Raw genomic sequence first — 26,930 nt, 5'->3', positions numbered from 1 at the left:
AAGGCCGGCTCAGCGCGGCGAGGTGGCGCGGTCGCCGACCGCGATCACGTTGGAGGCGTCGGTCACCAGCGCGTATGCAACGCCGGGGAACACACGGAAGACAAAGGCGAGCCCGTAGCGCTCGTCGGGCAGGCGGATGCTGCGGTTCTGATCGGTCCGGTCGTGCACGGTCTCGCCGGCGCGCGACAGCGCCAGCACTTGCCCGGGCTCGAGCCCGGCCTTGCTGCCGACGTTGAGCACCACCACCTGCTTGGCACCGCCGAATTCGACGCCGCCATAGACCTTGGCAACGCGGCCGTCGACCTCCGCATCGGGCGCGTGCGGCACGTAGCGCACCGCTTCGCGCGCCGGCTGCGGCATCAGCAATGTGCCCACGCCCATCTCTTGCTGGGCCTGCGTGACCTGCAGCGTGGAAACCGCGTCGGGACCCTGCGCGCCGCGCGCCAGGCGGGCATTGCCTTCGTATTCGGCCTCATAGCCGAGCACGGCGTTGGTGACCGGATCGCGCACCGGCGTGACTGGCCGATAGGCCTGCCAGTCGCTGCCGGCCGGCGCATCGGCGGCAATGCCGCGCGCGTAGGCGCTGTCGTCGCGGCCCAGGTACACGCGCGATTCGGGCACCGCGACGATCCGTGCCGACGTTGCCAGCGTGCCCTCATCGACCACCAGCGGGCGAATCAGGAACGGCTCGATATCGCTGGCGGAAATGCTGAGGATGGCGGCCCCGTCCGCGTCGCCGCCACGCATGCGCGGCGACAGCTGCACGGTCCCGTTGCCGGCGGGGGTGGTCGACAGCCAGGCGCGGCCGTCGCGCTGGATCAGGTACAGGATCTGCCCGGGGTAAATCAGGTGCGGGTTGCGGATCTGCTGCTGATTCATGCCCCACAGCTCGGGCCAGCGCCACGGCTGGCGCAGGTACCGGCCGGAAATGCCCCACAGCGTATCGCCGTTGCGCACGGTGTACTGCGAGGGCGCATTGGGGGCGAGATCGGCGATCGGGATACCCTGCCGGGCAGTGCGCTGGGCCTCGGCCTGCTGCGCCGCCGTGACCGTCAGGTCAGCGGCCCGCACGGGCAGGCTTGCCGCAGCAGTGATGCCGGCGGCACTCAGCAATGTAAGGGTGAACGCGTGCAGCCTGCGGCCCGACGCCGCCTGGTGTTCTTTGGTAAGATCGCGCATTTTCCTGAACCGGCCGGTGGTACGGCCGGATTGACCCTGGAGAGCGTGCCTGCTTCGGCGCGCCTTGATTTTTTGTACTGGCGCCCCGATTCTGCATGTAAATACCCGACGCCGCAACGCGGCCGGGTCGCGCGCTCAAGCGGGCGTTGCGCCCTAGCATCATGGCAAAACTCGACATCCTGACTTACCCCGATCCTCGCCTGCACACCGTCGCGAAACCCGTCGCGGCAGTGGACGACCGCATCCGCCAGCTGGTGAAGGACATGGCCGAGACCATGTACGAGGCGCCCGGCATCGGCCTGGCCGCTACGCAGGTGAACGTCCATGAGCAGGTGGTGGTGATCGACGTGTCCGAAACGCGCGACCAGCTCCAGGTCTTCATCAATCCGGAGATCGTCTGGGCCAGCGACAACCGCAAGGTGTGGGAAGAGGGCTGCCTGTCGGTGCCGGAGGTCTATGACCGCGTCGAGCGCCCCGACCGCGTGCGCGTGCGCGCGCTCAACGAAAAGGGCGAGACTTTCGAGCTGGACGCCGACGACCTGCTGGCTGTGTGCATCCAGCACGAGATCGACCACCTGCGCGGCAAGGTCTTCGTCGAGTACCTGTCGCCGCTCAAGCTGAACCGCATCAAGAGCAAGCTGCAGAAGCGCGAGCGCACCCGCATGTAAGGCGGCGTCCGCGCGAAGATGTAACAGCACGGCGGAATCCGCCTCCTGCACTCGACACGTGCGCGGGGTCTGTTATCTTTATGACTTCCGAAGAACAAACGTACCGGCCGCGATAGCGGCCGGTTGCGCTTTCAGCCCGTATTCACCTCGGAACCTGCCATGTCCCAAGCCAAACCCCTGCGTGTCGCCTTTGCCGGCACGCCCGAGTTCGCGCGCGTCGCGCTTGAAGCCATCCACGCCGCCGGCTTTCCCGTGGTGGCCGTGCTGACGCAGCCGGACCGGCCTGCGGGCCGCGGCATGCAGCTGCAGGCGAGCCCGGTCAAGCAGTACGCGGTGGCCAACGGGATCGGCCCGGTGCTGCAGCCCCGGTCGCTGCGCCGGCAAGGCAAGTATCCGGAAGAGGCCGCCGCGGCCGTGGATACGCTGGCGGAGATCGCCCCCGATGTGATGGTGGTGGCCGCCTACGGCCTGATCCTGCCCGCCGAGGTACTGGAGCTGCCGCGCCTGGGCTGCCTCAACATCCACGGCTCGCTGCTGCCGCGCTGGCGCGGCGCGGCGCCGATCCACCGCGCCATCGAGGCCGGCGATGCCGAGACCGGCATCACGCTGATGCAGATGGACGAGGGCCTGGACACCGGCGACATGCTCACGCGCGAGGCCGTGCCGATCGGCGCCGACGACACCACTGGCACGCTGCACGACAAGCTGGCCGCGCTGGGCGCGCGCATGACCGTCGCGGCGCTGCAGGAACTGGCCGCGGGCCGCGCGCTGGCGGCGACGAAGCAGCCCGAAGCCGGCGTCACCTACGCCGAGAAGATCGCCAAGGACGAGGCGCCGCTGGACCTGCGCCGCCCGGCCACCGCGCTGGCCAGCCAGGTGCGCGCCTTCAACCCGTTCCCCGGCGCCACCGTGCAGGTCGGCGATACCGTCATCAAGTGCTGGCAGGCGCTGCCGCTGGCGGCGGCCAGCAGCCTGCCGCACCCGCCCGGCACGGTGCTGGCGGCCGATGCCGGCGGCATCCTCATCGCCTGCGGCGACGGCAGCGCCCTGCAGGTCACCGAGCTGCAAAAGCCGGGCGGGCGCCGCCAGCCGGCGCAGCAGTTCCTGCAGGCCATGCCGCTGCCCCCCGGAACGCGCTGCGCGGTACCCGGCAACGGGGCGCCGCAGGCATAATCGGTGGTACCCGCGGGCGGAACCAGCGCGGCGCGCACATGCAGTGTGCGCCATGCGCCATGACGCGGAGACAGGGACCGGCACGGGTCCCTTTCGCCCGCAAGCAGTTGAATTTTCTGGTGTTGGCCCCTATCTAACGGTCATCGCGCCGGCATGTTTTGCAAAGTCTTGCAGCGGCAGGCGCGGTCCACTACATGGAGATCACCGCAATGTTCAACTGGGTCAAGACCTTCATGCTGATGGCGGCCATCACGGCGCTGTTCATCGTCATCGGCGGCATGATCGGCGGACGCAGCGGCATGATGATGGCGCTGCTGCTCGCGCTCGGCATGAACTTCTTTTCCTACTGGTTCTCGGACAAGATGGTCCTGCGCATGTACAACGCGCAGGAAGTCGACGCCAGTACCGCACCACAGTTCTACGGCATGGTGCAGGAGCTGGCGCAGCGCGCCAGCCTGCCGATGCCACGCGTCTACCTGATCAACGAAGACGCGCCGAACGCCTTTGCCACCGGCCGCAACCCGGAACACGCCGCCGTGGCGGCGACCACCGGTATCCTGCGCGTGCTGTCCGAGCGCGAGCTGCGCGGCGTGATGGCGCATGAGCTGGCGCACGTGCGCCACCGCGACATCCTGACCTCGACCATCGCCGCGACCATGGCCGGTGCTATCTCGGCACTGGCCAACATGGCGATGTTCTTCGGCGGCCGCGACGAGAATGGCAACCGCAGCAACCCCATCGCCAGCATCGCGGTGGCGATCCTGGCGCCGCTGGCAGCCTCGCTGATCCAGATGGCGATCTCGCGCGCGCGTGAATTCGAGGCTGACCGTGGCGGCGCCGAGATCAGCGGCGACCCGCAGGCGCTGGCCAGCGCGCTGGACAAGATCCATCGCTATGCGCAGGGCATCCCGTTCCAGGCGGCCGAGGAGCACCCGGCCACGGCGCAGATGATGATCATGAACCCGCTCTCGGGCGGCGCCATCGCCAACCTGTTCTCGACCCACCCGGCGACCGAGGAACGCATCGCGCGCCTGATGCAGATGGCGCAGACCGGGACCTATCCCGCCTGACCAGGCGGGCGCTGGCCGCCGTCGGGGAGCCGTCGCGGCCGCAAATCCGGTGCCGGCCCCTCGCACAAGGTAAACTGCCCGCTGGTTTCCACATGGACCAGCGGGCTTTTTTTTCTTACCCATGCCCGGCTGCCCACCGATTCACGACTTACCTGCTGCCTCACCCGCTGCCTGACCGATATGCGCCTGCCTCCCGATTCGCTTGCCTTCCAGATGCTTGGCGCCGCCGCCGCGGTACGTGCCGTCAGCGAAGGCACCGCCTTGCCGCAGGCAATCGAGGACGCCTCGGCGCAGCTGCGCCTGGACCGCGTGCGCGATGCCGCCACGCGCGGCGCGCTGCAGGACATTGCCTACCGCACCATGCGCCAGTTCGGCACCGCGCGCGCGCTGGTGACCAAGCTGGTCACGCGCCCGCCTGGCGCGCAGGTGGACTCGCTGCTGGCGGTGGCGCTGGCGCTGCTGCTGGAACAGGCACCGGGCCAGCGGCAGGACAAGGCTGACAAGGACGGCCAGGACACGGCGCAAGGCGCGCCCGGCCGCGCCGGCTACAGCACCTTCACGGTGGTCGACCAGGCGGTCGGCGCGGCCGCCTCGGAACCCAAGACCGCGCATGCGCGCGGCCTGGTCAACGCGGTGCTGCGCCGTTTCCTGCGCGAGCGCAAGGCGCTGCTGGCCGAGGTCAACCGTGACGAACAGGCACGCTGGAACCTGCCGCCGTGGTGGCTGCGCATGCTGCGCGAGGCGTACCCCGAGCAGTGGACCGACCTCGCCGCGAGCGTCAACGTGCGCCCGCCGATGACGCTGCGCGTCAACACCGCGCGGGTCAGCGTGAAGCAATACCAGACCGACCTGGCCAATGCCGGCCTGGCCGGCGCCGTGGTTGGCCCGCAGGCCGTGCGCCTGGTGCGCGCGGTGCCGGTGACGCAATTGCCGGGCTTTGCCGAAGGCGTGGTGTCGGTGCAGGATGCCGGCGCGCAGCTGGCCGCGCCGCTGCTGGAGGTGGCCGACGGCATGCGCGTGCTCGATGCCTGTGCCGCGCCCGGCGGCAAGACCGGCCACCTGCTGGAGCTTGCCGACATCGACGTGACCGCGGTCGAAAGCGACCCGCAACGCGCCACCCGCATCAACGAAAACCTGGCGCGCCTCGGCAAGCAGGCCCGCATCGTGGTGGGTGATGCCAGCCGGCCCGCCGACTGGTGGGACGGCCAGCCCTTCGACCGCATCCTGGCCGACGTGCCATGCTCGGCCTCGGGCATCGTGCGGCGCCATCCCGATATCCGCTGGCTGCGGCGCGAAACCGATATCGCCAAGCTGATCACCGAGCAGCGCCGCATCGTGTCGCAGCTGTGGCCGCTGCTCAGGCCGGGCGGCATCCTGGTCTACGTCACGTGTTCTATTTTCCCAACGGAAGGCGAGGAGCAGGCGCGCTGGTTTGGTGCACAACTGGCAGATGCGATACGATTGGAGGCGCCGGGGCAGCTGCTGCCCGGCACCCGTACGACAACGCCCGCGGCCGGTGAACAAGGTGAAAAGGATGCCGGCAATGCCAGCCTGCCATCGGATCACGATGGCTTCTACTACGCCCGCTTCCAGAAGCGCGCCTGATCTGATCCGATGCTGAGCACGCCGCGCCCGTCAGACTGCCGCGTTACTGTGGATTCCGCCACGGGAACAGGGCACCTGCAGACGCACCTGCTGGCGCGCTTGCGGGTGGTGCTGATGCTCGCGCTGGCGTTGCTGCTGTGGCTGCCGCCCGCAGCCCATGCGCAGGTGATCGAGGCCACCGAGGCCCGCATCGAATACCAGGACGGCGGCTTCGATCTGGCCGCGAGCTTCGAGTTCGACCTGCCGCCCGCGCCGGAAGAGGCCCTGCACAAGGGCATCTCGCTCTATTTTGTGGTCGATTTCGAGCTGACACGGCCACGCTGGTACTGGTTCGATGACAAGCCCGTCAACACCAGCCGCAGCGTGCGCCTGTCCTACCAGCCGCTGACGCGGCAATACCGCGTTTCCACCGGCGGCCTGCAGTTGCCGTTCTCGCGGCTGAAGAGCGCGCTGCAGTTTATCCAGCGGGTACGCGGCTGGCGCGTATTCGAACGCAACGCGGTCAGGCTCGGCGAAAGCTATCACGCGCAGGTGCGCATGCGGCTTGACCTGTCGCAGTTGCCCAAGCCATTCCAGATCAATGCGGTCAATACACGCGACTGGAACCTGGCATCGGACTGGCGCCGCTTTACCTATACCGTGCCCACGGACCTGAACGCGGCACCAGCGCCGGTGCCGGTGCCGGCGCCCGCGGTTCCGGCGCCGCCACCGGCATCGCCGCCGCTGCCCGCTTCGCCTGCCGTCCCCGCGCCTGCGTCCGCGCCGGGCGCACCGGCCGCCGCCGCGGAGCCGCGCAACGCCGTCTTCGTGCAGACGGTGTCGAACGCGCTGTCGCCGGCGCTGCTGGCGCAGCCAGCGCTGTCTGCCTCAAGCCAGCCATGAACACTTCGCTGTGGGACAGCCGCTTCCGGCGCGTGCTGTATCGCGTCGTGGCAGGGATTATCGTTTTCCTGGCGCTGGTACTGGTTGGCCTGCTGGCCGGGGCGTCGGCCAATACCGAATTCTTCGATCGCTATTTCACGCTGCTGTTCAAGGTGAACCTGGTGATCGGCGTGCTGCTGGTGCTGATCATCGGCGCACTCGCGGTGACACTGTGGCTGCGCTATCGCCGCGGCAAGTTTGGCACCCGGCTGATGACCAAGCTCGCGGTGTTCTTCGGCGTGGTGGGCGTGCTGCCAGGTGTGTTGATCTACCTGGTGTCGCTGCAGTTCGTCTCGCGCAGCATCGAGTCCTGGTTCGACGTGCGCGTGGAAACCGCGCTCGAAGCCGGCCTCAACCTGGGCCGCTCCACCATCGACAGCGCACTGGCCGACCTGCAGGGCAAGGCGCGGCTGATGGGCGAGCAACTGGCCGGGTCGTCGGGCGTGGCCACCTCGCTGCAGCTGAGCCGGCTGCGCGAGCAGTATGGCGTGCAGGAGGCGGCGATCTTCACCGGCAGCGGTCGCGTGCTGGCGACCGCGTCGAGCAACTACGCGGCGCTGGTGCCCGACCTGCCCTCGGGCGTGTTGGCCGAGCAGGCGCGACTGGCAGGCGGCTACGCGGCGGTGGAAGGCGGTACCGATCCGGCGCAGGACAGCAAGAGCGCCGAGCGCGTCGACAGCAGCCACCTGTACCGGCTGCGCGTGATCATCCCGCTGGGCGCGGCGCCAACCACCGCGCAGGACCAGATGGCCGCGAGCACGCCGCGCGCGGCGACGCGCCCGCGCTGGGCCGGATCGGGCCTGTCGGTGGAACGCCGGCCCGAGGAATCGCCGTCGAGCGGCTTCGGCCTGGTCGGCGAGACCGTGCGCGAAGAACGCTACCTGCAGGTGCTGCACCCGGTGCCTGCGGTGCTCGCGCGCAATGCCGACGAGGTCCAGCGCGCGTACCAGGAATACCAGGAAAAGGCGCTGGGCCGCACCGGCCTGCGCAAGATGTATATCGGCACGCTGACGCTGACGCTGTTCCTCGCGGTCTTTATCGCCGTGATGCTGGCGCTGCTGCTCGGCGGCCAGCTGGCGCGGCCGCTGCTGATGCTGCTGCAGGGGACCAAGGAAGTGGCCGAGGGTGATCTGTCGCCCAAGCGCGAACTGAAGAGCCGGGATGAGCTTGGCATGCTGACGCAGCAGTTCAACCTGATGACGCGGCAGCTGGCCGAAGCGCGCCTGGCGGTGGAAGAAAACCGCACGGCGCTGGAGCAGTCCAAGGCCTACCTCGAAAGCGTGCTGCAGAACCTGACCGCGGGCGTGCTGGTATTCGACCGGCGCTTCGTGCTGGTCACCGCGAACCCCGGCGCAGAGCGCATTTTCCGTCAGCCGTTCGGCGCGGTGCTGGGACTGCCGGTAGAACAAATCCCCGGCATGGGCCCGTTCGGCGAAATCGTGCGCCAGGCCTTCTCGGACCAGAACACCAGCGAGGTCCTGGGCGGCGCCGAGCACTGGCAGAAGCAGATCGAGCTGCCGCAAGGCCACGCCGGCACCGACGAGCAGCCGCTGACACTGCTGGTGCGCGGTGCGCGGCTGCCTGGCGGCGAGCGCGACGAGCCCGGCTACGTCATCGTCTTCGACGATATTTCCGATGTGATTTCCGCTCAACGCTCGGTGGCATGGGGCGAAGTGGCCCGACGCCTCGCGCACGAAATCAAGAATCCGCTGACGCCGATCCAGCTCTCGGCCGAGCGGCTGCAGATGAAGCTTTCGCCAAAGCTGGAAGGTACCGATGTCGACGTGCTCAAGCGCGGCGCTGCCACCATCGTCAACCAGGTGGCGGCGATGAAGCGCATGGTCGACGACTTCCGCGACTACGCGCGCACGCCGCCCGCGGTGCTGCAATCGCTGCAGCTCAACAGCCTGGTGGCGGACGTACTGCATCTGTATGGGATCGACGATCCGGCAGTGCATGAGCATCCGGTGATCCATCCGACGCTGGGCAGTGCGCTGCCGGAGATCAAGGGCGATCCCACGCAGCTGCGCCAGGTCATCCACAACCTGCTGCAGAACGCGCAGGATGCGGCGACGGAGAACGTCGCGGCGGGTAGGGCGGCGCCCCATATCACTCTGAACACCGAGACTGTAGAATACAAAGATTCTGCCGGCGAAAACCGGCAGGCCGTCAAGCTCACCATTGCGGACAATGGTCCCGGCTTTGCACCACGGATCCTGAGCCGTGCGTTCGAGCCCTATGTGACCACCAAAGCCAAGGGCACGGGTCTCGGGCTCGCGATGGTAAAGAAGATCATTGACGAACACGGTGCGCGCATCGAGCTGCGCAATCGCATGGAAGGTGCGGAGGTCATCGGCGCACAGATCTCGATCCTGTTCGTTAAGCTGACATAGTCAACATTTGGCGCTCCGCTCCGGAACGCTGCGGTGGGTTTAAGAGGGGAAGTATGGCAACCATCCTCGTAGTCGATGACGAAATGGGAATCCGGGAGCTGCTCTCGGAGATCCTCAGCGACGAAGGCCACGTGGTCGAACTCGCGGAAAACGCGCAACAGGCGCGCGAATACCGCGTGGCGAGCACGCCCGATCTCGTGCTGCTCGATATCTGGATGCCCGATACCGATGGCGTCAGCCTGCTCAAGGAATGGTCCGCGCAGGGCCAGCTGAGCATGCCCGTCATCATGATGTCGGGCCATGCCACCATCGATACCGCGGTCGAGGCCACCAAGATCGGCGCGCTGAATTTCCTGGAAAAGCCGATCGCGCTGCAAAAGCTGCTGTCGGCGGTGGAGCAGGGCCTGGCACGCGGCATCGAACGTCCGCGCAGCGTCCCCGCCACTGCCGCCACACCGGCAAGCGCGCCGTCGGTGGACTCCGCCAACGCCACCGCCGCACCGGAAGCCGCGGCCGAAACCGCCACCAACGGCAGCCCGGCGCGCGTGCCCGAGGCCGAGATGCAGTTCTCGTTCGACATGCCGCTGCGTGAAGCGCGCGACCTGTTCGAGCGCGCCTACTTTGAGTACCACCTGCTGCGCGAGCATGGCAGCATGACCCGCGTGGCCGAGAAGACCGGGCTGGAGCGCACCCACCTGTACCGCAAGCTCAAGCAGCTCGGCGTTGAACTGGGCCGCAACAAGCCCGAACCGGCAGAGCAATGAGCCAGTGATGCAGATGACGCTTGACGGCGTCAAAATCAACGGTTATAGTTTCGCTTCTTTGGCCCGGTAGCTCAGTCGGTAGAGCAGAGGATTGAAAATCCTTGTGTCGGCGGTTCGATTCCGTCCCAGGCCACCAGAACAAAAAAAGCCCGGCTCTTGCAGCCGGGCTTTTTGCTTTGGGCGCCGTGCCCATCATTTGTCCGGCACACTGGCATCAAATCAAATGTCTTTGCTCGCCACGCAACACCCAATCCAGAAGTAAATATCTTCTACTTGGCACCCGTTATAGGTATCTCTAGGATTGCGTGATGCCCTGCCACCTGGCAGCGCGTCGCGCGCCGGCGAACCGCACTCGGCTGCAGAACAATGCGGTATCCGGCCCAGGGCAGTCCTTTCTACCGGGGGTCAGATGGATACGTTGAGCGGGACGGCCGGCGAGCGCGGCCTGTGGAAAAGCACCATGGCCGCGGCGAGCCAGGCGCTGGGCGCGGCCGGCAAGATGCAGCAGGCGGTGACGCAGACGCTGAAACTGCAGCGCAAGATCCGCGAGTTGCGCGATGCGTTGCACCATGCCGAGGCGGAGCGCGATGTCTATCGCGAACTCCACGCCCGCACCGTCGACGAACTGCACCAGGCGGTGGACCGCAGTCCGGCCGAGATCCGGCGGCTGCGTGCCGAGACCGAGGCCATGCAGGTGCGCCATCGCGCCTACAAGCTGCTGGTGCAGCACTACATGCGCCTGGGTACGCCGATCGATCCGGCGGTATTCGCCGAGCAGCGCAGCCGCGTGCAGCAGCACATCCTGTTCCAGCGCCGCAGGGGCATCCCGGTATCGCAGATCGGCGTCGACGATATCGCGTTCCTGTTGCGCTGACGCGCGTTCAGGTCGCCGGCTCCGTATTCTCCGCTTCGCCTTCATGCAGCCCGTCGTCGCTGACGACGCGGTTGCGCCCGTGCGTCTTGGCATCGTAGAGGCGACGGTCGGCAATGGCGAGCAGCGCGTCGAGCGCGAGCGGGGCGTCGGCCGGCGATTCGGCCACGCCGATCGAGATCGTGAAGCGGATCACGCGCTCGGGGCCCGCGGTTCCGGCGTCGCCCGCACGCAGCGCGGGGTCGGCCTCGGGCTCGGCTTCCGGCTCGGCCTCCACCCTGCACCCGGCGATGGCCTCGCGCAGGCGCTCGGCAATCCGCACCGCATCGCCCAGCGCGGTCTGCGGCAACAGCACGGCGAACTCCTCGCCGCCAAGACGAGCGGGCAGGTCGAAGGCGCGCAGCGTGCCGTGCAGGGCCTGCGCCAGCGTGCCCAGCACGCGGTCACCGCTGGCATGGCCCCAGCGGTCGTTGACCTTCTTGAAGAAATCGATATCGATCATCAGCAGCGACAGCGCGGTGCCGCCGCGCTGCTGGCGCCTGGCTTCGCGCCCGAAGCTTGCGCGGAAATGCCGGCGGTTGGCCAGGCCTGTCAGCGGGTCCTGCTGCGCCAGTTCCTGCAGCTTCTCGCCCAGCGCAAGGTAATGGTCGAACAGCTGGGTGACCACGCGCATCGTGACCCACAGCAGCAGCGGCAACAGCAGCCACACGATCAGCAGCGGCCCGCTCAGCTGGCTGAACATCGCCGGCACGATCGCCGACAAGGGCAGCACGTCGACCACCAGCCACGGACTCTGCCCGGCGCGCTGGAAGAACAGCAGGTCGCCGTGGTGACTGAGCACGCCCGAACCCCGCGCGAACAGGTCCGCCACGCGATAACCCGACCAGTCACCGGGCACGGCCTCGGGCCACTTCTGCAGCGTGGAGAAGCCGCTGCCGGATGACGACACCACGTCGCCGTGCACGTTGACCATGTACTGCACCGTGCCGGGCGCGCTTGCCGCCCCCAGCAAGTCGTGCAGGCGCTGCTGCGCCACGTCCACGGCGATCACGCCGCGGAACTGGCTGCCGGCGTAGACCGGAATGCTGATCGTGGTGAGCACGCGTGCGCCCTCGAACTCCGTATAGAGCGGCGCCCAATGGATGGCACGGGTCGGGTTCTGCGCCGGCATGTGGCCACGGTAGTAATCCATGCTGTCGAAGCGCTGCATGAGCCGGGCGGCCCTGGCGGGATCCTGCTGCGGATAGATGGCAAAGAAGCCATTGGAAGAGATGAACAGCGCGTTGCCCTGGATCAGGTCCCCGCGCAGGCCCAGGCCGAGCAGCTGGCTCAGCGTGCGGCCGACCATCAGATCGGCCTTCAGGTCGGCATCGCGCCGCGCAAACCCTTGCAGACCGGCAAGGCTGCCGGGGCTGACACCGGTCAGGGGCGCATCGCCACGCGGCAGGGGCAACTGCCAGACCTCGTCATTGCGGGCGGCGTAGGCGCGCTCGATATCGGCATCGGCGGTGCCGACATTGGCGTGCAGCGCGAACAGGTGCTCGGCGAAGTCGCGCAGGAAGAACAGGCGGCGACGCTCGGCGGACAGGATTGCGTCCACACCCAGCGCACGCAGCACCAGCGCATGCTGGCGCTCGCCAATGACGCGCTCGCGCACCAGATACAGCTCGCGCGCGGCAACCACCAGTGTGATCAGGAACACCGCGCCGAAGCAAACCAGCACGACCCGTTGCGGGCGCATGACGGCAAGGCGGGGCAGCCAGCGCGGCTGCGGCAGCAAACGTCGCCACATGGGGCGGGCTCCTGTCGGTGCGGTCAGGGGTCGGGCGTCGCATGCCGGCGACCAGGCGCGCGATGTCGATGTGCTGGCCGTGCGGACTGGCTTAGTGTAGACGAGAGCCGACCTACGGTGTCGATTCGATACCCGGCGTCAGCACACAACAAAGCCGCCGCGCATTGACGCTCCCTGCCGCCGGCGGAACACTGTCGCGTCCGCGCCGGCCCTTGCCGCGCGGGACTTGCCCCGCTGAATCCCACCGTATGAGGCGTCGTCTCAGGCGACGTTGCCGATCTTGCCGCTGCACGCTTTCCCCGCTCGTCCCGCACCCGTTGCCGCTACCTTGCGCGTGCCTGCCGGCCACCTCGCCGGCGCCGGAGCGCAGCGATGAGTACGCGCGCCCGCCGCCTCGTGGCCGAAGGGCTGGGCACGGCGCTGCTGGTGGCGATCGTGGTGGGTTCGGGCATCCGCGCCGAGCGCCTTGCCGCGGGCGATACCGCGCTGGCGCTGCTGGCCAATTCGCTGGCCACCGGCGCCGGCCTGGTGGCGCTGCTGGTCTCGCTGGGGCCGGTGTCCGGGGGGCACTTCAACCCGGTGGTGAGCCTGTCCGCGCTGGTGCAGGGGACGCTGTCGCCGCGCGATGCGCTGCGCTACGTGCTGGTGCAGCTGGCGGGCGGCGTGTGCGGCGTGCTGGCCGCGCATGCGATGTTCGGCGAGCCGGCGCTGGCGTGGTCTGGCCAGGCGCGTACCGGGGCGTCGATGTGGTGGAGCGAATGCGTGGCGACTTTCGGGCTGGTCGGCGTGGGCATCGGCACGATGCGCAGCCGGCCGCAGCTGGTGCCATTCGTGGTGGCGGGCTATATCACGGCGGGCTACTGGTTCACGTCGTCGACATCGTTCGCAAACCCGGCGCTGACCATCGCTTGCGCCTTGACCGATACCTTCACCGGGATCCGGCCGATCGATGTGCCGGGCTTCGTGCTGGCGCAGCTTGGCGGCGGCCTGGCGGCGACGCTGGTGTTCCACTGGCTGTGCCGCAAGCCGGTGGCGGCCGATGGCGCGACGAATGCGTCAAAGCCGGCTAACGCCGACAACGCAACGACCAGCGCTTCATCGCGGCGCGGCTGGCAGACCAGCGCTACCAGCGCCGATTGAGCTGCACGCCGAAGATCGAGCCACTGGCCTGCGACGCCCACGCATCGGCCGGCGCCGTATAGCCGATACCGTCCACATCGCTGGCGCGGCTGTAGGTATAGAACGCCCGCAGGTTGGCGTTGCCAGCCGACTTGCCCAGCGTCAGCGTGGGCGCGACCGTCAGCGCGGTGCGCTGGCCGCCGACGCCGAAGCCCGACGAAATCTGGTCGTGCGAGACCTCGAAGTTCAGCCGGAACTGGTCGCTCGCCACATAGGAAGGACGCACCCTCGTGGTAGTCCACTGTAGCGTGCCGACCGGCGAGCGATCGAACTGAAGGCTCTGTTCCACCGCGCCGCCCAGCCCCGAGCGGCCTTTCCATTCGATCGATTCCGCCACGCGCATGCGCGACAGCGACGGCCCCATGCCGGTATAGCCGGTCATGGCATTGCGCGAGCCCGAGCCGAACTGCATGCCCAGGCGATTGGTCCCGTACAGCACGCCTTTCTGCTCATGCAGCGCCGACGCCCACCATGCACCGCCGGTGTCTTCCACCATCGGCTGGGCTTCGACGCGGGTGAAGCCCAGCTGCACCGAACCCTTGTCGTTGGTCGGGATCGGCGCGGTGCGCACCGAGTGGTAGCTCGGCAGGTTTTGCCCATTCTGGTCGGCCCGCGCGGTGTACTGGTAGCTCAGCCCGATGTCGCCGATCACCTTGGCGTTGTCGACGCCGAAACGCATCGCCGTGGAATTGGGTGGCAGCAGGCCGGACGACATCAGGAACGGCGCATTGTCACGCCGGCCGGCCCACATGGTGGCGCCGTCCAGCACCGCCAGCCCGCTGACGGCGGTATAGAACTGCGGCACCAGCGCGTAGGGATCGATCGCGGCTGGGCGGCCATTGACGGTGGTGGCATCGGTGCCACGCGCCTGGGCGATCAGCATCACCTGGGCGCCGCCGTCCAGGTCGAGCACCGATTCGCGGATCTTCACTTCGCCGGCGCTGCGGCAGGCCAGGCCGCTGCCGATGCCGGTCGACAGCGCGCCGCCCGGACAGGCCCGCATGGTGGCGGGGCGCTCTTCGGCCGCGGCGCGGCCACTGTAGCTCAGCCGCCACACCGAGTCGCCCGCGGGATCATCGGCTGGAAGTTGCGAACGCAGCACAGGCGGCGCTTCGGAAGGTGTTTGGGTCGTATTGGCGGCCGACGCGTCCGCGGGTGCTTCCGCCGGCGCATCTGTCCTGGCCGCTGCCCGCTGTGCAGGCGGATCGGCCTGGAATTCGCCCAGACGGGGCGGGAACAGCACCAACGGCGGAGGCGAGGGCGCGGGCGGCTCAGGCGGTCCCACGAAACTGGTATCAGCCATGCTGGTGCCGGCAACAGTCGCCGGCGGGCTGCCCTCGGACGGCGCGGGCGTCGCCGCCGCAGTCTCGGCACCGGCCGGGGCGGGCGCTGCGGCGGGTACGGTCACGCCAGCCGCCGGGGCTGCATTGCCGGCGATCAGCGCCGCCAGCGGGTCGTCCTGGCCCGCAGCGGGAGGCTGGCCGGTGGTCTGGCCGGGGGCCTCCGTCGCATTCGCGGCCAGCACCACAGGCGGCACCGCTGGACGGTGCGCAATGCGCGGCGGCTGTGTACCGTCGCTTGCGGCCACTGCCACCAGCCCGCCGGTCTGCGCGCACGCCACCAGCCCCCAGGCGGCCAGCACGGCAAAGCCGAAGCGGCGCACGGGCAAGCCGCCCGGCCCGGCGGCAGGGCTCGGGCAAGGCAGGGCGGCGGTAAGCCGGCAGGAGGTGGGCAGCAAGACGAACGGCAAGACAGGCAACAAGGCGAATAACGATTCCAGGCGACCAAAACGGTCCGCCGGAACGAACAAACCCGCCGATGGCGGGGACTGTTTTTTTATCAGCCGGTCCATTTGACCGCAAGCCGGGTTACAAAATCCATCACAGTGTTGGCCGTCTCACAATGCGAAAATCACACGCCGGCTGTCGCAATCGACTAGCGAAAACCCGCAGTGGCGCGATGCCCCGTGCCGAAAGGGCCACCGCTATAATCGGCTGGCTTGGTGCGACACGCATTCTCGTGTCCGGGTAGCTCCAACGTAAGGAGCATCGACCTTTGTCGAGACAAGGGGAGGGCCTCGGCCTGAACCGTCCAATCTCGACCATTACTTGCTTAGACGAACCCGGCCGAACAGCCAGAGGGGAGTCCGATGTGTTGTGAGGAAGCCGGAACGCTGGCCGACTTGCAGCTTGCTTTTTTGCTGGATGGGTTTCCAGCCATTGCCCAAGGGCGGGGACGCTCGCCTTTGGGCGAGTTCTCTGTAGACATCCCCCTAACGGAGGGTGTATGCGGCCAAACAGCGGAGATTCCGTTGTATCGCCGCAACATAGCATTCAAACCGTTCTGGATGGAACGGCGCTACGTTCTTTGGGACGGCAGCCAGCGCTCGCAAGAGCGACCGATGCCGTCAAGCGCTCGCTTGCATAGGAGCACAGCGGTAGGTAAGTGAGGTCCCGGAGCGGTAGCTCTGTGCATTATGGTTCGGTCGGATATGCCCGAAAGGGTTACACGATAGAGAACCTGCTATGCGACTAGCAGTAGCCTAGGGAGACATGCGTCACTGGTAACGGTGGGGTGTGAAGCTCTCCTGACAATGTAGCCCCCGAAAGGGTGCCATCAGGTCGCGAGACAGGATGGTGGAGGCTCCGAGCAGCAACGGGGTTGAGGCGCTAGGCTGACTGGTATGGGTAACGTAAGTGAACTGCTGATAAACGTCGTAACGATTGAGATGCCAAAGCTGCTGCTAGGCATTAACCAAAAGGTGTGTGGTCGGTTGTCCTACTCAAGCCTTGGGACACGTCGCCACGATGACCACCGGCGGAAAGGCAGACCCTAACCCAGTCGTGTAATGCGCAGGGAACGTGGTAAGCCCGTATGGCTGCCGGAGCGCAGTTTGGCTCAGGCAGGCGAACCGCAAGGAACGCTGTTGGCTGTGCGGGTATGGGAGGTTGGAAAAAGCGAATGCCGGGCTGTAATGGTCCGGATAGGGGTTGAGACATCATCCCACGCGAAAGCGGGCAGACTTCCAACTGGTCAATCGTCGCAGGACGGCTGACTGATCTCGCTTGTTTAAATTTTTCTTCCCTTGAGGGGCAACACGTCCCTCAAGGGGCGTGCTGTCTCTTGATGTTGGGGGAGATCCTCAAGATTGGAGAGCAGCATGGAAGCATTGATCCGCAAGGATGAATCTGCGCTCTCCGGCGTGCCGCAAACCTGGGGCGCCATTAATTGGCGCCGCGTGGAGCGGAACGTTCGAGAAATGCAGATTCGAATTGCGAAGGCGACACAGGAAGGGGACTGGCGTAGGGTGAAAGCCCTGCAACGGTCTCTGACCCGCTCGTTCTCCGCCAAAGCACTGGCGGTACGACGAGTGACGATGAACCAAGGTAAGCGAACGGCAGGCGTCGATCGCGAAAAGTGGACAACGCCTGAAGCCCGGTGGGAAGCCATTGGGAGGTTGAAGCGCCGGGGGTACAGACCTTTGCCATTACGGAGGGTTTTCATCCCCAAGGCCAATGGGAAGGAGCGCCCTCTGGGCATTCCAACCATGTTGGACCGAGCCATGCAAGCGCTGTATTTGCTGGCGCTGGAACCGGTGTCCGAAGGAACGAGCGATCCGAACTCCTATGGGTTTCGGATCAACCGCTCTACCGCGGATGCCATGTTCCAGCTGTTTGTTTCCCTATCTCAGAAGGCCTCGGCTCAATGGGTACTGGAAGCAGACATCAAAGGATGCTTTGACCATATCAGTCACGACTGGCTGGAGAGCAATGTCCCCATGGACAAAGCAATCCTGCGCAAGTGGTTGAAAGCTGGCGTGGTATTTCAGGGCCAGTTTCAGGCGACCGAAGCCGGAACACCGCAGGGAGGCATCATTTCCCCGACTCTGGCAAATGTGGCGCTGAACGGCTTGGAAACGCAACTGATCGAGTTCCTCAGAACGAAGTTGGGAGCGACCAAGGCGAAAAGGCTCAAAGTGAACGTTGTGCGTTACGCGGACGACTTCGTCATCACCGGTGATACGCCGGAGGTCCTAGAGGACGAAGTGAAGCCGTGGGTAGAACAGTTCCTTGCAGTACGGGGGCTGTCGCTGTCTACGGAGAAAACGCGGATCGTCAGCATCACTGATGGCTTTGACTTCCTAGGGTGGAATTTCCGGAAGTACTCGGGAACCCTGCTCATAAAGCCAAGCAAGAAAAACGCGCAAGCGTTCTATCGCAAGGTAAAGGCGGTCATCAGCACCAACAAGACGGTGGAGCAGTCGGACTTAATTCGACTGTTAAACCCGATGCTACGGGGCTGGGCACAGTATCACAGTCCGGTGGTGGCGAAAGCGGTGTTCGCCCGCGTGGAGCATGAAATCTTTAATGCTCTGCGACGGTGGGCAAAGCGGCGACATCCACATAAGTCCGTCGAATGGGTGCGTAGGAAATACTTTGCGACCGTCGGCGAACGAAACTGGGTGTTTGGAACCAAGTTCGTGAGCGGCAACGGCAGTGTAGGTTGGACGGAGTTGTACTCGCTCGCGGGTACGCCTATCCGGCGGCACAAGAAGATTCGGGGGGATTACAATCCCTTCGATCCAACGCAGGAACGGTACGGCGAGAAGCTGCGACAGGAGCGTATGTTGGAAAACATGGCGCACCGGAAGCAGTGGATCAAGTTGTATCTATCCCAGCAAGGCTTGTGCGCAGTGTGTCAGTGCAAGATAACCAAGGAAACAGGATGGGAAGATCATCACATCGAACCTCGCATACGCGGGGGCTCCGATGCTCTAGGGAATCGCGTGCTGCTGCATCCGAACTGTCACAAGCAAGTGCATCACCAAGGTAGAACTGTTGTGAAGCCGGTGTCCGAAGGGGCATTTAGTTGAGACTCGAGCCGTATGCGGGGAAACTCGCACGTACGGTTCCTAGGGGGGGACAGGTCAGTAATGACCTTCGTCCCTACCCTACTCTTTCGGGTAAGACAGCCCTCGCCGTGCGACTGATGTCCCGGCCATGCAGGGCACGCCGCCGTGCCCGTTCGCAACAGGCACAGCGTGCGCAGGCCGTCCATCGACACGATCGCCGGCGGCATGTGCGTCACGGTCCGGCGCCGGCACCAAGCGAGCCGCGCGCTTGCGTCCGAACCAAAATCTATAAGAGGAGAAGTAGAGATGGAACGTCGTTCCTTTCTGTTGAAGGCGTCGGCCGTTGCCGCCACCGGGGCACTGGCCGCGTGCGGCAAGGGTGAAGAGAAGGCGGCGCCGGCCGCCGCCAGCGGTCCGGCAGCACCGGCCGTGGTCGGCAGCAACCCGGCCGTGGAATGGCGCCTGGCCTCGAGCTTCCCCAAGTCGCTCGACACCATCTTCGGCGCCTCCGAGCTGCTGTCGGCGCGCGTGAAGGAACTGACCGACGGCAAGTTCAACATCAAGGTCTTCGCGGCCGGTGAGCTCGTGCCGGGCCTGCAGGTACTGGACTCGGTGCAGAACAACACCGTGCAGCTTGGCCACACGGCCGGCTACTACTACTTCGGCAAGAACCCGACGCTGTGCTTCGACACCACCGTGCCGTTCGGCCTGACCGCGCGCCAGCAGAACGCCTGGATGCTGCAAGGCAACGGCATGAAGCTGATGCGCGAGTTCTTCAAGGAATACAACGTCGTCAACTTCCTGGGCGGCAACACCAACGCGCAGATGGGCGGCTGGTTCCGCAAGGAAATCAAGACCGTGGCCGACCTCCAGGGCCTGAAGTACCGTATCGCCGGGTTTGCCGGCGTGGTGCTGTCGCGCCTGGGCGTGGTGCCGCAGCAGATCGCCGGCGGCGACATCTACCCGGCGCTGGAAAAGGGCACCATCGACGCGGCCGAGTGGGTGGGCCCGTACGATGACGAGAAGCTGGGCTTCTACAAGGTGGCGCCGTACTACTACTACCCGGGCTGGTGGGAAGGCAGCGCGCAGCTGTCGTTCTATGCCTCGGCCAGCGAGTTCGAGAAACTGCCGGCGCTGTACAAGCGCGCGCTGGAAACGGCGACCATCGAGGCCCACACCACCATGATGGCCAAGTACGACACGGTCAACCCGCAGGCACTGGCGCGCCTGCTGGAAAACGGCGTCAAGCTGCGCCCGTTCTCCAAGGAAATCATGGAAGCCTGCTTCAAGGCGACCCAGGAAGCCTACGCCGACGAGACCGCCAAGAACCCGTCGTTCAAGAAGATCTACGACGACTGGCGCGTGTTCCGCAACAACGAGGCCGCCTGGTTCAACGTGGCCGAGCAGGCATTCTCGCAGTTCAGCTTCGCGCGCAAGCTCTAAGCACATTCCGGCCGGTGCCGGGCACAAACCCCATGCCTGTCGTCAGGCATGGGGTTTTTTGTTGCCCGGCGCGGTTGACGCAGCGCCGGTAGAATCGCCGGCATCGACCGGAATTCCCTATGCAAATCGGCATCCTTTACGCGCTCCTGGCTTATGTCATCTGGGGGCTGCTCCCGCTCTACATCAAGTCGCTGCCCGGCATTGCGCCCATGGAGATCCTGCTGCACCGGATGGTGTGGTCGCTGGTGTTCCTGGGCCTGATCCTGGCCTGGCGGCGCCAGTGGGCCTGGCTTGGGCAGCTGAAGGACCGGCGCCTGCTGCTGTCCTTCGGCGCCAGCGCGGCGCTGCTGTGCGCCAACTGGTTCCTCTATATCTGGGCGGTGTCGGCCAATCGGGTAGTCGACGCCAGCCTGGGCTACTTCATCAACCCCCTGTTCAGCGTGCTGCTGGGCGTGATGTTCCTGCACGAGCGGCTGCGGCCAGTGCAGTGGCTATCGATCGCGGTAGCCGCGGCCGGGGTGGCGTGGCTGACGGTGGCGGCGGGCCAGCTGCCGTGGATCGCACTGGGGCTGGCGGCCAGCTTCGGCGGCTACGGGCTGTTGCGCAAGACCGGGGCGCTGGGCGCGCTGGAAGGGCTGTCGCTGGAGACGCTGCTGCTGTTCCCGTTCGCCGCCGCGGCGCTGGCCTACCTGTTCACCACGGGGCAGGATGGCTTCACCCACGCAGCGCCTGGTACGCAATTGCTGCTGCTGGCGGCCGGGCCGGTGACGGCGGTGCCGCTGCTGTTCTTTGCCGCCGGCGCGCGGCGCATCCCGCTGTCGCTGCTGGGGCTGCTGCAATACACCGGGCCAACGCTGCAGCTGCTGCTGGGCGTGTGGCTTTGGCATGAACCGTTTCCCGCGCAGAAGCAGGCCGGCTATGCGCTGATCTGGATTTCACTGGCGCTGTATGCGGCGGAAGGGTTGTGGATGAACAGCCGGCAAAAGGCGGAATCCATCCGGGCGACTAATGAATCGATATAAAACGATTAATAGTTCATTCTTCACGTAGATAAATTTGGTGCCCGGCAATGTCCGCGCCGCCTGATGCCACGCCCCCGGTCCAGCGCAAGATCATCCATTGCGACTGCGACTGCTTCTACGCCTCGGTCGAGACGCGCGACGACCCGTCGCTGCGCGGCCGGCCGATGGCTGTGGGCGGCTCGCCCGACCGGCGCGGAGTGATCGCCACCTGTAACTACGAGGCACGCGCGTTCGGCGTGCGCTCGGCCATGGCGTCGGCGCAGGCAGTCAAGCGCTGCCCGGATTTGCTGATCCTGCGCCCGGCCATGGACAAATATCGCGAGGTATCGCGCCAGATCTTTGCGATCTACCGCGAATACACCGAGCTGGTCGAACCGCTGTCGCTGGACGAGGCCTACCTCGACGTCAGTCTCTGCACGCGCCACGCCGGGAGCGCCACCCGCATTGCCGAAGAAATCCGCCAGCGCGTGCGCGACGAGGTCGGTGTAACCGTTTCCGCCGGCGTGGGGCCCAGCAAGTTTGTCGCCAAGATCGCCAGCGACTGGAACAAGCCCGACGGGCTGTTCGTGGTCCGCCCGGCAGCGGTCGATGCCTTCGTCGCCGCGCTGCCGGTCGATCGCATCCACGGGGTCGGCAACGTCACCGCGGCCAAGCTGCGGCGCCTGGGGGCGCAGACCTGCGGCGACCTGCGGCCGTGGTCGCCGGACCGGCTGCACCGGGAATTCGGCGCGTTCGGGGCGCGGCTCTACAAGCTTTGCCGCGGCGTGGACGAGCGCGAGGTGACACCCGAGCGCGAGCGCAAGTCGATCAGCGTGGAGGAGACCTATGCCGACGACCTGCCCGATTTGCAGGCATGCCTCGCCGAGATGGAGCCGCTGATCGCAATGCTCGAGGCGCGTATTGCGCGCGCACAGGCACACGGCACCATCGACAAGCTCACAGTCAAGCTGCGCTTCTCCGACTTCCGCCAGACCACGGTGGAATGCCGTGGCCATGCGCCGGACCGCGCCATCTATGCGCGCCTGCTGGCCGAGGGCCACGCCCGGCGCGGGCTGCCGGTGCGGTTGCTGGGGGTTGGGGTGGCGACCAGTGACCGGGACCAGTCGCAGCTGGAACTGTTCGACTGACGCCAGAATTATTTACGCGAATAATCATTACCCGCACTCTTTCCTCAAGTCGATTACTCGCACCAATAAAGAGTCGGCCTATTGCAGGTTGTTCCGCATCACCAGCACCCACGGCATATGCGAGTTCGTTACGCCGTCGATCCGCCCGGAATCGCCCAGTTCGATTTCCTCCAGCGATACCGATTGCTGGACATTGCCACCGATCGCACGCACCACCCGCGCCGCCGGATCGACTGCCACCACGATGTCGCAATGCATCGGCGTGGTGCCGAAGCCGATCTCGCCCACATCTTCGAGGTAGCGTTCGCGCCCGCGTCCGGAACAGATGATGTCGCCCGGGCGCGGCAAGGCGGGCACCGGTTCGATGCGGAAAGCGGGGCGGGTCAGGACGCCGTCGCGCGCGTCGACCACATACATCGAATGTGACTGGCCGGTCAGGAACTGCTGCTCGTCCAGTCCGGCCTTGCGCAGCACCCATGAGATAAACACCGCCGACCACGCCCACGCGCCTTGCGTGACCTGCCGGCAGGTGGGGGCCTCGCCGACGATGCCCCAGTAGCGGCGAGCCAGCGTGCAGCCCAGCGGCGTGGCCTCCATGCCGGTGCCGTCCGGGAAGGACAGGCAATCGGCGCGGGGCAGTTGCGAGTGCTGGTTGTCGGTGTCGGCACTGGTGCCGCTGGCCGGGGGCGCTCCCGTATTCGCCTGGGCATCGGGTTGCACCTCCGGCGGTTCGGGCAAGGCAGGCGGCAGCTCGGGCGCCGGCACCGGGCTATAAGCGACGCAGGCGCTGTCGTCGCGGCCGAGCCGTACCACTTGTCCGCCCCAGCGTGACCATTCCTGCGTGGCGATCTCGACGATGCGCTCGCGCGCGGTAGCGCCAGGCGTGGTGACTGGCCGCTCGTTATCGGGCAGCGGGCGTGCCTGCGGACGCGCGGGTTCGCTGACGGTGGTGCAGGCGCTCAGCAGCGCCAGTGCCGCGGCGGCGCAAATTGCCTGTGGAGAAACCTGTGGAATCCGCTGTGGAAAGCGCTGTGCATAACGCTGTGGAGATCTGCGGCGCGATGGACGGGCAAACATGGAAGCCCCACATGGCTCGGCGCCCCGTCCGGCCCTGCATCGGCCTTGGCTGGACGCCTGTTGGAAGACCTGGCGCGCGCCCGCTGCAGCGATGGCTTCAGCGAAGCGGCGGATACTGCAGAAAACGTCGATCCATGCTGTGGATAACGTCCCCCGCCTGGCGCGCGCCTGCGCCCTGGTCGAACCTTGCGGCCGGCGGCGGCATGGCGGGGTCAAACAAACTCGGGCCGTGCAGTGCAGCCCGTCAGGCTCACTGGTTGACAGCGTCCTTGAACTTCTGGCCGGCCTTGAACTTCACGGTCTTGGCGGCTTCCACCTTGATTTCTTCGCCGGTACGCGGGTTGCGCGCCATGCGCTCGCCACGCTCGCCCTTGCTGAACGTGCCAAAGCCGATGAGGCTCAGCGTATCGCCCTTTGCCACGGCGTCCATGATGGCCGACAGGGTCACGTTCAGTGCCTGTTCCGCCTTGGCCTTGGTCAGACCGTCCACACCGGCTGCGATAGCGTCGATCAGTTCGGTTTTCGTCATGCTTCACTCCGTATCGAGTTGATAAAACACAGGCGTCCCGGTCGGAGGAGGCCAGGCTGGCACCGCCCCGGCAAGACGCCGCGGGCCACATGATACCGTGTCGGACAAGGCGCACCGGGAACAGATTGTTACCTGCGGGTTTGCGCGAGGCCGCATCAGGCCTTGGCTGGCGGCAAATCGAAGCGCCGGCGAGGCGGGTTCCGGACACTGCCGTTGCGACGAAAACGCCTCTCATCGAGCGCCGGGGCGGCCACACGCGCTGCGCAGGATGCTGCCAGGCAGGAAGTCAGCCGGTGGGGCGTATACGCCCCAGAAGCGCTTTAGAGGCGTTTACAGACACTCTGGGATGCCAGCTTAGGGCCAGGGAAGCCTCTCGCACGTAAACGCGCCTGCAGGCGCGCAAAAGCCCGCGTAGTTCAACTGCACTATGTTGCATATCGGAATAGCGGCAAGTCCGTGTCTGCGAAGCCCGGTATTCGGCTCATGCATGCATGAATTCCGGCAGCCCATCCCCGCGGGCAATTCAAACCCGCGTATACGTCCCTCTCCCTTAAGCCTTCCGCTGTCTCCGGTTTACGCCGAACCCTTGCCGCCGCCCTGGGCTCGTCTTTCGGTTTACATCTTTCTTTCATGTATACAAATAGTGGTAGTAGATAAGCACCGTCTCCGTCTGTGGAAAACCACGTAAACGTCTTTGTCTTCAACGGTTTACGTAAACGAGAAGTGGTCGCATCCAATGTTGGTCGCAGTGGATGAATCAGCCTGTCGGATGAAGTGGTTTGGTAAACGCCCGGACTTATGCCTGAGGCATCCCCATGCCAGCCCCAGGCAGCCCACATCGAATCCGCGTGCTTTTCCACAGATGGAGACGGGGTTATCCACATCGGCGAGGTATACATGGTTGGCTGGTATACCCCCCCAGGAGGGGGCGCGAGTGGTTAACCCGGGGTCACGGGGATCACGTATACGTGCCGCAGCCGCGCCGGTATCATGCCGATCGCGCCGGAACGGCCGGCACAGGCAAGCGACACGCACGGAAAGGCAAATGGCGGACAAGGCAAAGCACAAGGCAGCGGGCAAGAAGACAGCGAGCGACCGCATCGAGGTGCGCCAGTCAGGCGTTCACGGCAAGGGCGTTTACGCGATCGCACCCATCGTCGAAGGCGAACGCGTGATCGAATACAAGGGCGAGCACATCTCGTGGAAGAAGGCGCTAGAGCGCCATCCGCACGATCCGAGCGATCCGAACCACACTTTCTACTTCAGCCTGGATGATGGCAGCGTCATCGACGCCAAGTTCGGCGGCAACCGCGCGCGCTGGATCAACCACGCCTGCGAGCCCAACTGCGAGGCGCGCGAGAAGAAGGGCCGCGTCTATATCCACGCGCTGCGCGATATCGCCCAGGGCGAAGAACTGTTCTATGACTACGGCCTGGTGATCGAAGCGCGCTATACCGCCAAGCTGAAGAAGGAATTCGAGTGCCGCTGCGGCAGCCCGCAATGCCGCGGCACCATGCTGGCACCGAAGGACAAGAAAAAGAAAAAGTAAGGCCGGAAGCGGTTCAGCCGGCCGAGCCTGCCGGCTCGCACGGGATCCGGATCACGAAACGCATGGTCGGCCTGCGTTCCGGCTTGCCGTCCGCGCCCTGTGGGCTGGCCGGCTGCTGCGGCACATCCTCGATATGGATGGTGCCCTGGTGCAGGGTCACGATTTCATGCACGATGGCCAGCCCCAGGCCGGCACCGCCGCTCTGGGCCGCGCGATCGCCGCGGAAGAAGCGCTTGAACACCTCTTCGCGCCGCTGCGGCGGGATGCCGGGCCCGTTGTCTTCGATCATCACCACCGCCATGCCGCGGTGACCCATGGCCTCGCCGCCGGCGCGCACCGTGATGCGGCCGCCGGCCGGCACGTACTTCACCGCATTGTCGATCAGGTTGGACAGCGCCTCGCGCATCAGCAGGCGGTTGCCGCGCACGACCGCGGGCGTGCTGCCGGTGAAAGTCGGTCCGGGCAATATCTCGAAACCCAGGTCGATGCGGCGCGCCAGCGCCTGCGGCACCCATTCGGCGCCGATCTCGAAGGCAAGCTCGGCCAGGTCGAAGTGCTCCACCGGCCCGAGCCGCTCCAGCGACAGCCCGGGCTCGGCACGCGCCAGCGACAGCAGCTGGTTCGACAGCCGTACCGCGCGGTCGGCGGCGGTCTGGACTTCACGCAGCGCATGCCGGGCGACTTCCGGCGAATCGGCTTCCACGGCGCGGTCGGCATGCAGCTTGACCGCGGTCAGCGGCGTGCGCAGCTGGTGCGCGGCATCGGCGATGAACTTGCGCTGCGCGTCGAGGGCGTCGCGCAGCCGCGCCAGCAGCCCGTTCAGGCCGCGGATCAGCGGCGCCACTTCGGCCGGCACCTGGGTCTCGTCCAGCGCCGCCAGCGAGCGCGCGGTCTGCCGGTTGAGCTTGTCGGCCAGGATCTGCAGCGGCACCAGCTCTTCCTTGAGCACGTGCGACAGGATCAGGCTGCCGACCAGCAGCAGCAGGATCAGCGGCACCGACACCGACAGCAGGATCTCGTTGGCAGCGGTCTCGCGCCGGTCGAGCAGCTCGGCCACCTCGATCACGATGGGCCCGCGCGCCGGCTTGCCGGCCTCGCTGGTGCCAAGCTCGTCCACGGCGGCGCTGGGCAGCATCACCGGCAGCCGCACCGCGCGCACCTGGCGTCCGCTGAACCAGGCGTAGAACAGCCGCGCGTCGTGCAGCGTGGTCTGGCCGGTGCCGTAGCCGAGCCACGTGTCCATGCCGCCGATCAGCCCGTCGGGCCCGTGGATGCGCCAGTAGATGCGGTCGGTGCCCTCGGCCTCGACCAGCGTCTGCGCGATCATCGGAATGTCCTGCTCCAGCCGCGGGCCGGCAATGCGGATCTGCTGGGCGATGTTGTTGGCCACGCCGTACAGCGCGCGGTCAAATACCTGCGTGGTGTAGTGCGCCGCCAGCCAGTAGGACAGCGAGCCGCTGGTCAGTACCAGCGCGAACAGCGGGGTCGCCAGCGCGCGCAGCAGGTGCACGCGCAGGCTGATGTTGGAGCCGGGGCGGGTGGCCTGGCGTGCCGAGGCGGGCGCGGCGCCGCTGCCGTCAGCCGCGGCGGAAGCTGGCAGCACGTTCCGCGTTGCGATGCGGGAGGCAGTGCGCCATGAGACTCGGGAGGAGGTGCGGGAGCGGGGCCACATTGCCGGCTGGGCAGAGGATCAGGGCCGAGGGTCAGGGCCGCGCC

The 26,930-nt window shown here is 66.4% G+C and carries 20 protein-coding genes and 1 tRNA gene; 15 read left to right on the top strand and 6 right to left on the bottom strand.

What is annotated here, in order from left to right; translation table 11 throughout:
• Positions 1–9: 9 nt before the first annotated feature.
• A complete protein-coding gene (locus CTP10_RS16900; protein WP_116320064.1) occupies positions 10–1,179 on the bottom strand; it encodes a LysM peptidoglycan-binding domain-containing protein in 1,170 nt (389 codons plus the stop codon).
• A gap of 161 nt (positions 1,180–1,340) precedes the next feature.
• Between CTP10_RS16900 and def the strand changes: the two genes are divergently transcribed.
• The 9 genes from def (at position 1,341) to CTP10_RS16855 (ending at position 10,647) form a co-directional block, all read left to right on the top strand.
• Positions 1,341–1,847, top strand: a complete 507-nt coding sequence (def, locus tag CTP10_RS16895; protein WP_116320063.1) for a peptide deformylase — start codon at positions 1,341–1,343, stop codon at positions 1,845–1,847.
• Positions 1,848–2,006: 159 nt separating this feature from the next.
• Entirely contained in the window at positions 2,007–3,020 is a 1,014-nt protein-coding gene (gene fmt, locus CTP10_RS16890) for a methionyl-tRNA formyltransferase (protein ID WP_116320062.1), read from the top strand.
• 209 nt (positions 3,021–3,229) lie between these two features.
• Complete coding sequence (gene htpX / locus CTP10_RS16885) at positions 3,230–4,090, top strand: zinc metalloprotease HtpX (protein ID WP_116320153.1); 861 nt, start codon at positions 3,230–3,232, stop codon at positions 4,088–4,090.
• A gap of 180 nt (positions 4,091–4,270) precedes the next feature.
• Positions 4,271–5,695, top strand: coding sequence for a 16S rRNA (cytosine(967)-C(5))-methyltransferase RsmB (gene rsmB / locus CTP10_RS16880; protein WP_116320061.1), 1,425 nt, complete (start codon positions 4,271–4,273; stop codon positions 5,693–5,695).
• 9 nt (positions 5,696–5,704) lie between these two features.
• A complete protein-coding gene (locus CTP10_RS16875; protein ID WP_116320060.1) occupies positions 5,705–6,577 on the top strand; it encodes a DUF4390 domain-containing protein in 873 nt (290 codons plus the stop codon).
• Entirely contained in the window at positions 6,574–9,009 is a 2,436-nt protein-coding gene (locus tag CTP10_RS16870) for a sensor histidine kinase (protein WP_116320059.1), read from the top strand. The genes CTP10_RS16875 and CTP10_RS16870 overlap by 4 nt, the downstream gene beginning before the upstream one ends.
• Before the next feature lie 53 nt (positions 9,010–9,062).
• The gene (locus CTP10_RS16865) at positions 9,063–9,773 is read left to right on the top strand and encodes a response regulator (protein WP_116320058.1); all 711 of its coding nucleotides are present in this window, start codon (positions 9,063–9,065) and stop codon (positions 9,771–9,773) included.
• Between the two features lie 60 nt (positions 9,774–9,833).
• Positions 9,834–9,909: transfer RNA gene (locus CTP10_RS16860), tRNA-Phe, on the top strand.
• Between the two features lie 273 nt (positions 9,910–10,182).
• Positions 10,183–10,647 carry a hypothetical protein gene (locus CTP10_RS16855; RefSeq protein WP_116320057.1) on the top strand — a complete coding sequence of 155 codons (465 nt, stop codon included), beginning with the start codon at positions 10,183–10,185 and terminating at the stop codon, positions 10,645–10,647.
• A 7-nt stretch (positions 10,648–10,654) separates the two neighbouring features.
• On the opposite strand, the gene CTP10_RS16850 is transcribed toward CTP10_RS16855, so the two are convergent.
• Positions 10,655–12,436, bottom strand: a complete 1,782-nt coding sequence (locus tag CTP10_RS16850) for a diguanylate cyclase (protein ID WP_116320056.1) — start codon at positions 12,434–12,436, stop codon at positions 10,655–10,657.
• Positions 12,437–12,808: 372 nt separating this feature from the next.
• Between CTP10_RS16850 and CTP10_RS16845 the strand changes: the two genes are divergently transcribed.
• Positions 12,809–13,576, top strand: coding sequence for an aquaporin (locus tag CTP10_RS16845; protein WP_116320055.1), 768 nt, complete (start codon positions 12,809–12,811; stop codon positions 13,574–13,576).
• On the opposite strand, the gene CTP10_RS16840 is transcribed toward CTP10_RS16845, so the two are convergent.
• On the bottom strand, positions 13,560–15,467 hold the full coding sequence (locus CTP10_RS16840; protein ID WP_233528157.1) for a carbohydrate porin: 1,908 nt from the start codon (positions 15,465–15,467) through the stop codon (positions 13,560–13,562). The two genes, CTP10_RS16845 and CTP10_RS16840, sit on opposite strands and share 17 nt — an antisense overlap.
• Positions 15,468–16,775: 1,308 nt before the next feature.
• Between CTP10_RS16840 and ltrA the strand changes: the two genes are divergently transcribed.
• The 4 genes from ltrA to dinB all read left to right on the top strand — a co-directional run bounded on the left by ltrA (position 16,776) and on the right by dinB (position 22,059).
• Positions 16,776–18,488 (top strand): group II intron reverse transcriptase/maturase, encoded by a 1,713-nt coding sequence (gene ltrA, locus CTP10_RS16835; RefSeq protein WP_116320054.1) that lies wholly within the window; start codon positions 16,776–16,778, stop codon positions 18,486–18,488.
• 285 nt (positions 18,489–18,773) lie between these two features.
• Entirely contained in the window at positions 18,774–19,910 is a 1,137-nt protein-coding gene (locus tag CTP10_RS16830) for a TRAP transporter substrate-binding protein (protein ID WP_116320053.1), read from the top strand.
• A gap of 119 nt (positions 19,911–20,029) precedes the next feature.
• A complete protein-coding gene (rarD, locus tag CTP10_RS16825; RefSeq protein ID WP_116320052.1) occupies positions 20,030–20,932 on the top strand; it encodes an EamA family transporter RarD in 903 nt (300 codons plus the stop codon).
• Between the two features lie 47 nt (positions 20,933–20,979).
• Positions 20,980–22,059 carry a DNA polymerase IV gene (gene dinB, locus CTP10_RS16820; protein ID WP_116320051.1) on the top strand — a complete coding sequence of 360 codons (1,080 nt, stop codon included), beginning with the start codon at positions 20,980–20,982 and terminating at the stop codon, positions 22,057–22,059.
• A 78-nt stretch (positions 22,060–22,137) separates the two neighbouring features.
• Here the strand turns inward: dinB and CTP10_RS16815 are convergent, their stop codons facing one another.
• Together CTP10_RS16815 and CTP10_RS16810 are read right to left on the bottom strand one after the other, a co-directional pair.
• Positions 22,138–23,136 (bottom strand): DUF2272 domain-containing protein, encoded by a 999-nt coding sequence (locus tag CTP10_RS16815; protein ID WP_116320050.1) that lies wholly within the window; start codon positions 23,134–23,136, stop codon positions 22,138–22,140.
• 250 nt (positions 23,137–23,386) lie between these two features.
• Positions 23,387–23,665 carry an HU family DNA-binding protein gene (locus CTP10_RS16810; protein ID WP_012354324.1) on the bottom strand — a complete coding sequence of 93 codons (279 nt, stop codon included), beginning with the start codon at positions 23,663–23,665 and terminating at the stop codon, positions 23,387–23,389.
• 1,045 nt (positions 23,666–24,710) lie between these two features.
• Here CTP10_RS16810 and CTP10_RS16805 point away from each other — a divergent pair.
• Positions 24,711–25,214 (top strand): SET domain-containing protein, encoded by a 504-nt coding sequence (locus CTP10_RS16805; RefSeq protein ID WP_116320049.1) that lies wholly within the window; start codon positions 24,711–24,713, stop codon positions 25,212–25,214.
• Between the two features lie 13 nt (positions 25,215–25,227).
• Here the strand turns inward: CTP10_RS16805 and CTP10_RS16800 are convergent, their stop codons facing one another.
• Complete coding sequence (locus CTP10_RS16800; protein ID WP_116320048.1) at positions 25,228–26,886, bottom strand: sensor histidine kinase; 1,659 nt, start codon at positions 26,884–26,886, stop codon at positions 25,228–25,230.
• Between the last annotated feature and the right edge of the window lie 44 nt (positions 26,887–26,930).

The organism is Cupriavidus sp. P-10, assembly GCF_003402535.2.
GTDB lineage: Bacteria > Pseudomonadota > Gammaproteobacteria > Burkholderiales > Burkholderiaceae > Cupriavidus.
The sequence above is the reverse complement of the archived record's forward strand: the minus strand, read 5'-3'. Positions and strand labels throughout refer to the sequence as shown.

Bases quoted from the DNA above. Each gene is read 5' to 3' on its own strand.
- CTP10_RS16875 (WP_116320060.1), top strand. From the start codon at position 5,705: ATGCTGAGCACGCCGCGCCCGTCAGACTGCCGCGTTACTGTGGATTCC.
- CTP10_RS16900 (WP_116320064.1), bottom strand. From the start codon at position 1,179: ATGCGCGATCTTACCAAAGAACACCAGGCGGCGTCGGGCCGCAGGCTG.
- CTP10_RS16810 (WP_012354324.1), bottom strand. From the start codon at position 23,665: ATGACGAAAACCGAACTGATCGACGCTATCGCAGCCGGTGTGGACGGT.
- CTP10_RS16870 (WP_116320059.1), top strand. From the start codon at position 6,574: ATGAACACTTCGCTGTGGGACAGCCGCTTCCGGCGCGTGCTGTATCGC.
- CTP10_RS16815 (WP_116320050.1), bottom strand. From the start codon at position 23,136: ATGTTTGCCCGTCCATCGCGCCGCAGATCTCCACAGCGTTATGCACAG.
- CTP10_RS16800 (WP_116320048.1), bottom strand. From the start codon at position 26,886: ATGTGGCCCCGCTCCCGCACCTCCTCCCGAGTCTCATGGCGCACTGCC.
- def (WP_116320063.1), top strand. From the start codon at position 1,341: ATGGCAAAACTCGACATCCTGACTTACCCCGATCCTCGCCTGCACACC.
- CTP10_RS16830 (WP_116320053.1), top strand. From the start codon at position 18,774: ATGGAACGTCGTTCCTTTCTGTTGAAGGCGTCGGCCGTTGCCGCCACC.
- CTP10_RS16850 (WP_116320056.1), bottom strand. From the start codon at position 12,436: ATGTGGCGACGTTTGCTGCCGCAGCCGCGCTGGCTGCCCCGCCTTGCC.
- rarD (WP_116320052.1), top strand. From the start codon at position 20,030: ATGCAAATCGGCATCCTTTACGCGCTCCTGGCTTATGTCATCTGGGGG.
- CTP10_RS16805 (WP_116320049.1), top strand. From the start codon at position 24,711: ATGGCGGACAAGGCAAAGCACAAGGCAGCGGGCAAGAAGACAGCGAGC.
- CTP10_RS16845 (WP_116320055.1), top strand. From the start codon at position 12,809: ATGAGTACGCGCGCCCGCCGCCTCGTGGCCGAAGGGCTGGGCACGGCG.
- CTP10_RS16840 (WP_233528157.1), bottom strand. From the start codon at position 15,467: ATGGACCGGCTGATAAAAAAACAGTCCCCGCCATCGGCGGGTTTGTTC.
- CTP10_RS16865 (WP_116320058.1), top strand. From the start codon at position 9,063: ATGGCAACCATCCTCGTAGTCGATGACGAAATGGGAATCCGGGAGCTG.
- rsmB (WP_116320061.1), top strand. From the start codon at position 4,271: ATGCGCCTGCCTCCCGATTCGCTTGCCTTCCAGATGCTTGGCGCCGCC.
- fmt (WP_116320062.1), top strand. From the start codon at position 2,007: ATGTCCCAAGCCAAACCCCTGCGTGTCGCCTTTGCCGGCACGCCCGAG.
- dinB (WP_116320051.1), top strand. From the start codon at position 20,980: ATGTCCGCGCCGCCTGATGCCACGCCCCCGGTCCAGCGCAAGATCATC.
- htpX (WP_116320153.1), top strand. From the start codon at position 3,230: ATGTTCAACTGGGTCAAGACCTTCATGCTGATGGCGGCCATCACGGCG.
- CTP10_RS16855 (WP_116320057.1), top strand. From the start codon at position 10,183: ATGGATACGTTGAGCGGGACGGCCGGCGAGCGCGGCCTGTGGAAAAGC.
- ltrA (WP_116320054.1), top strand. From the start codon at position 16,776: ATGGAAGCATTGATCCGCAAGGATGAATCTGCGCTCTCCGGCGTGCCG.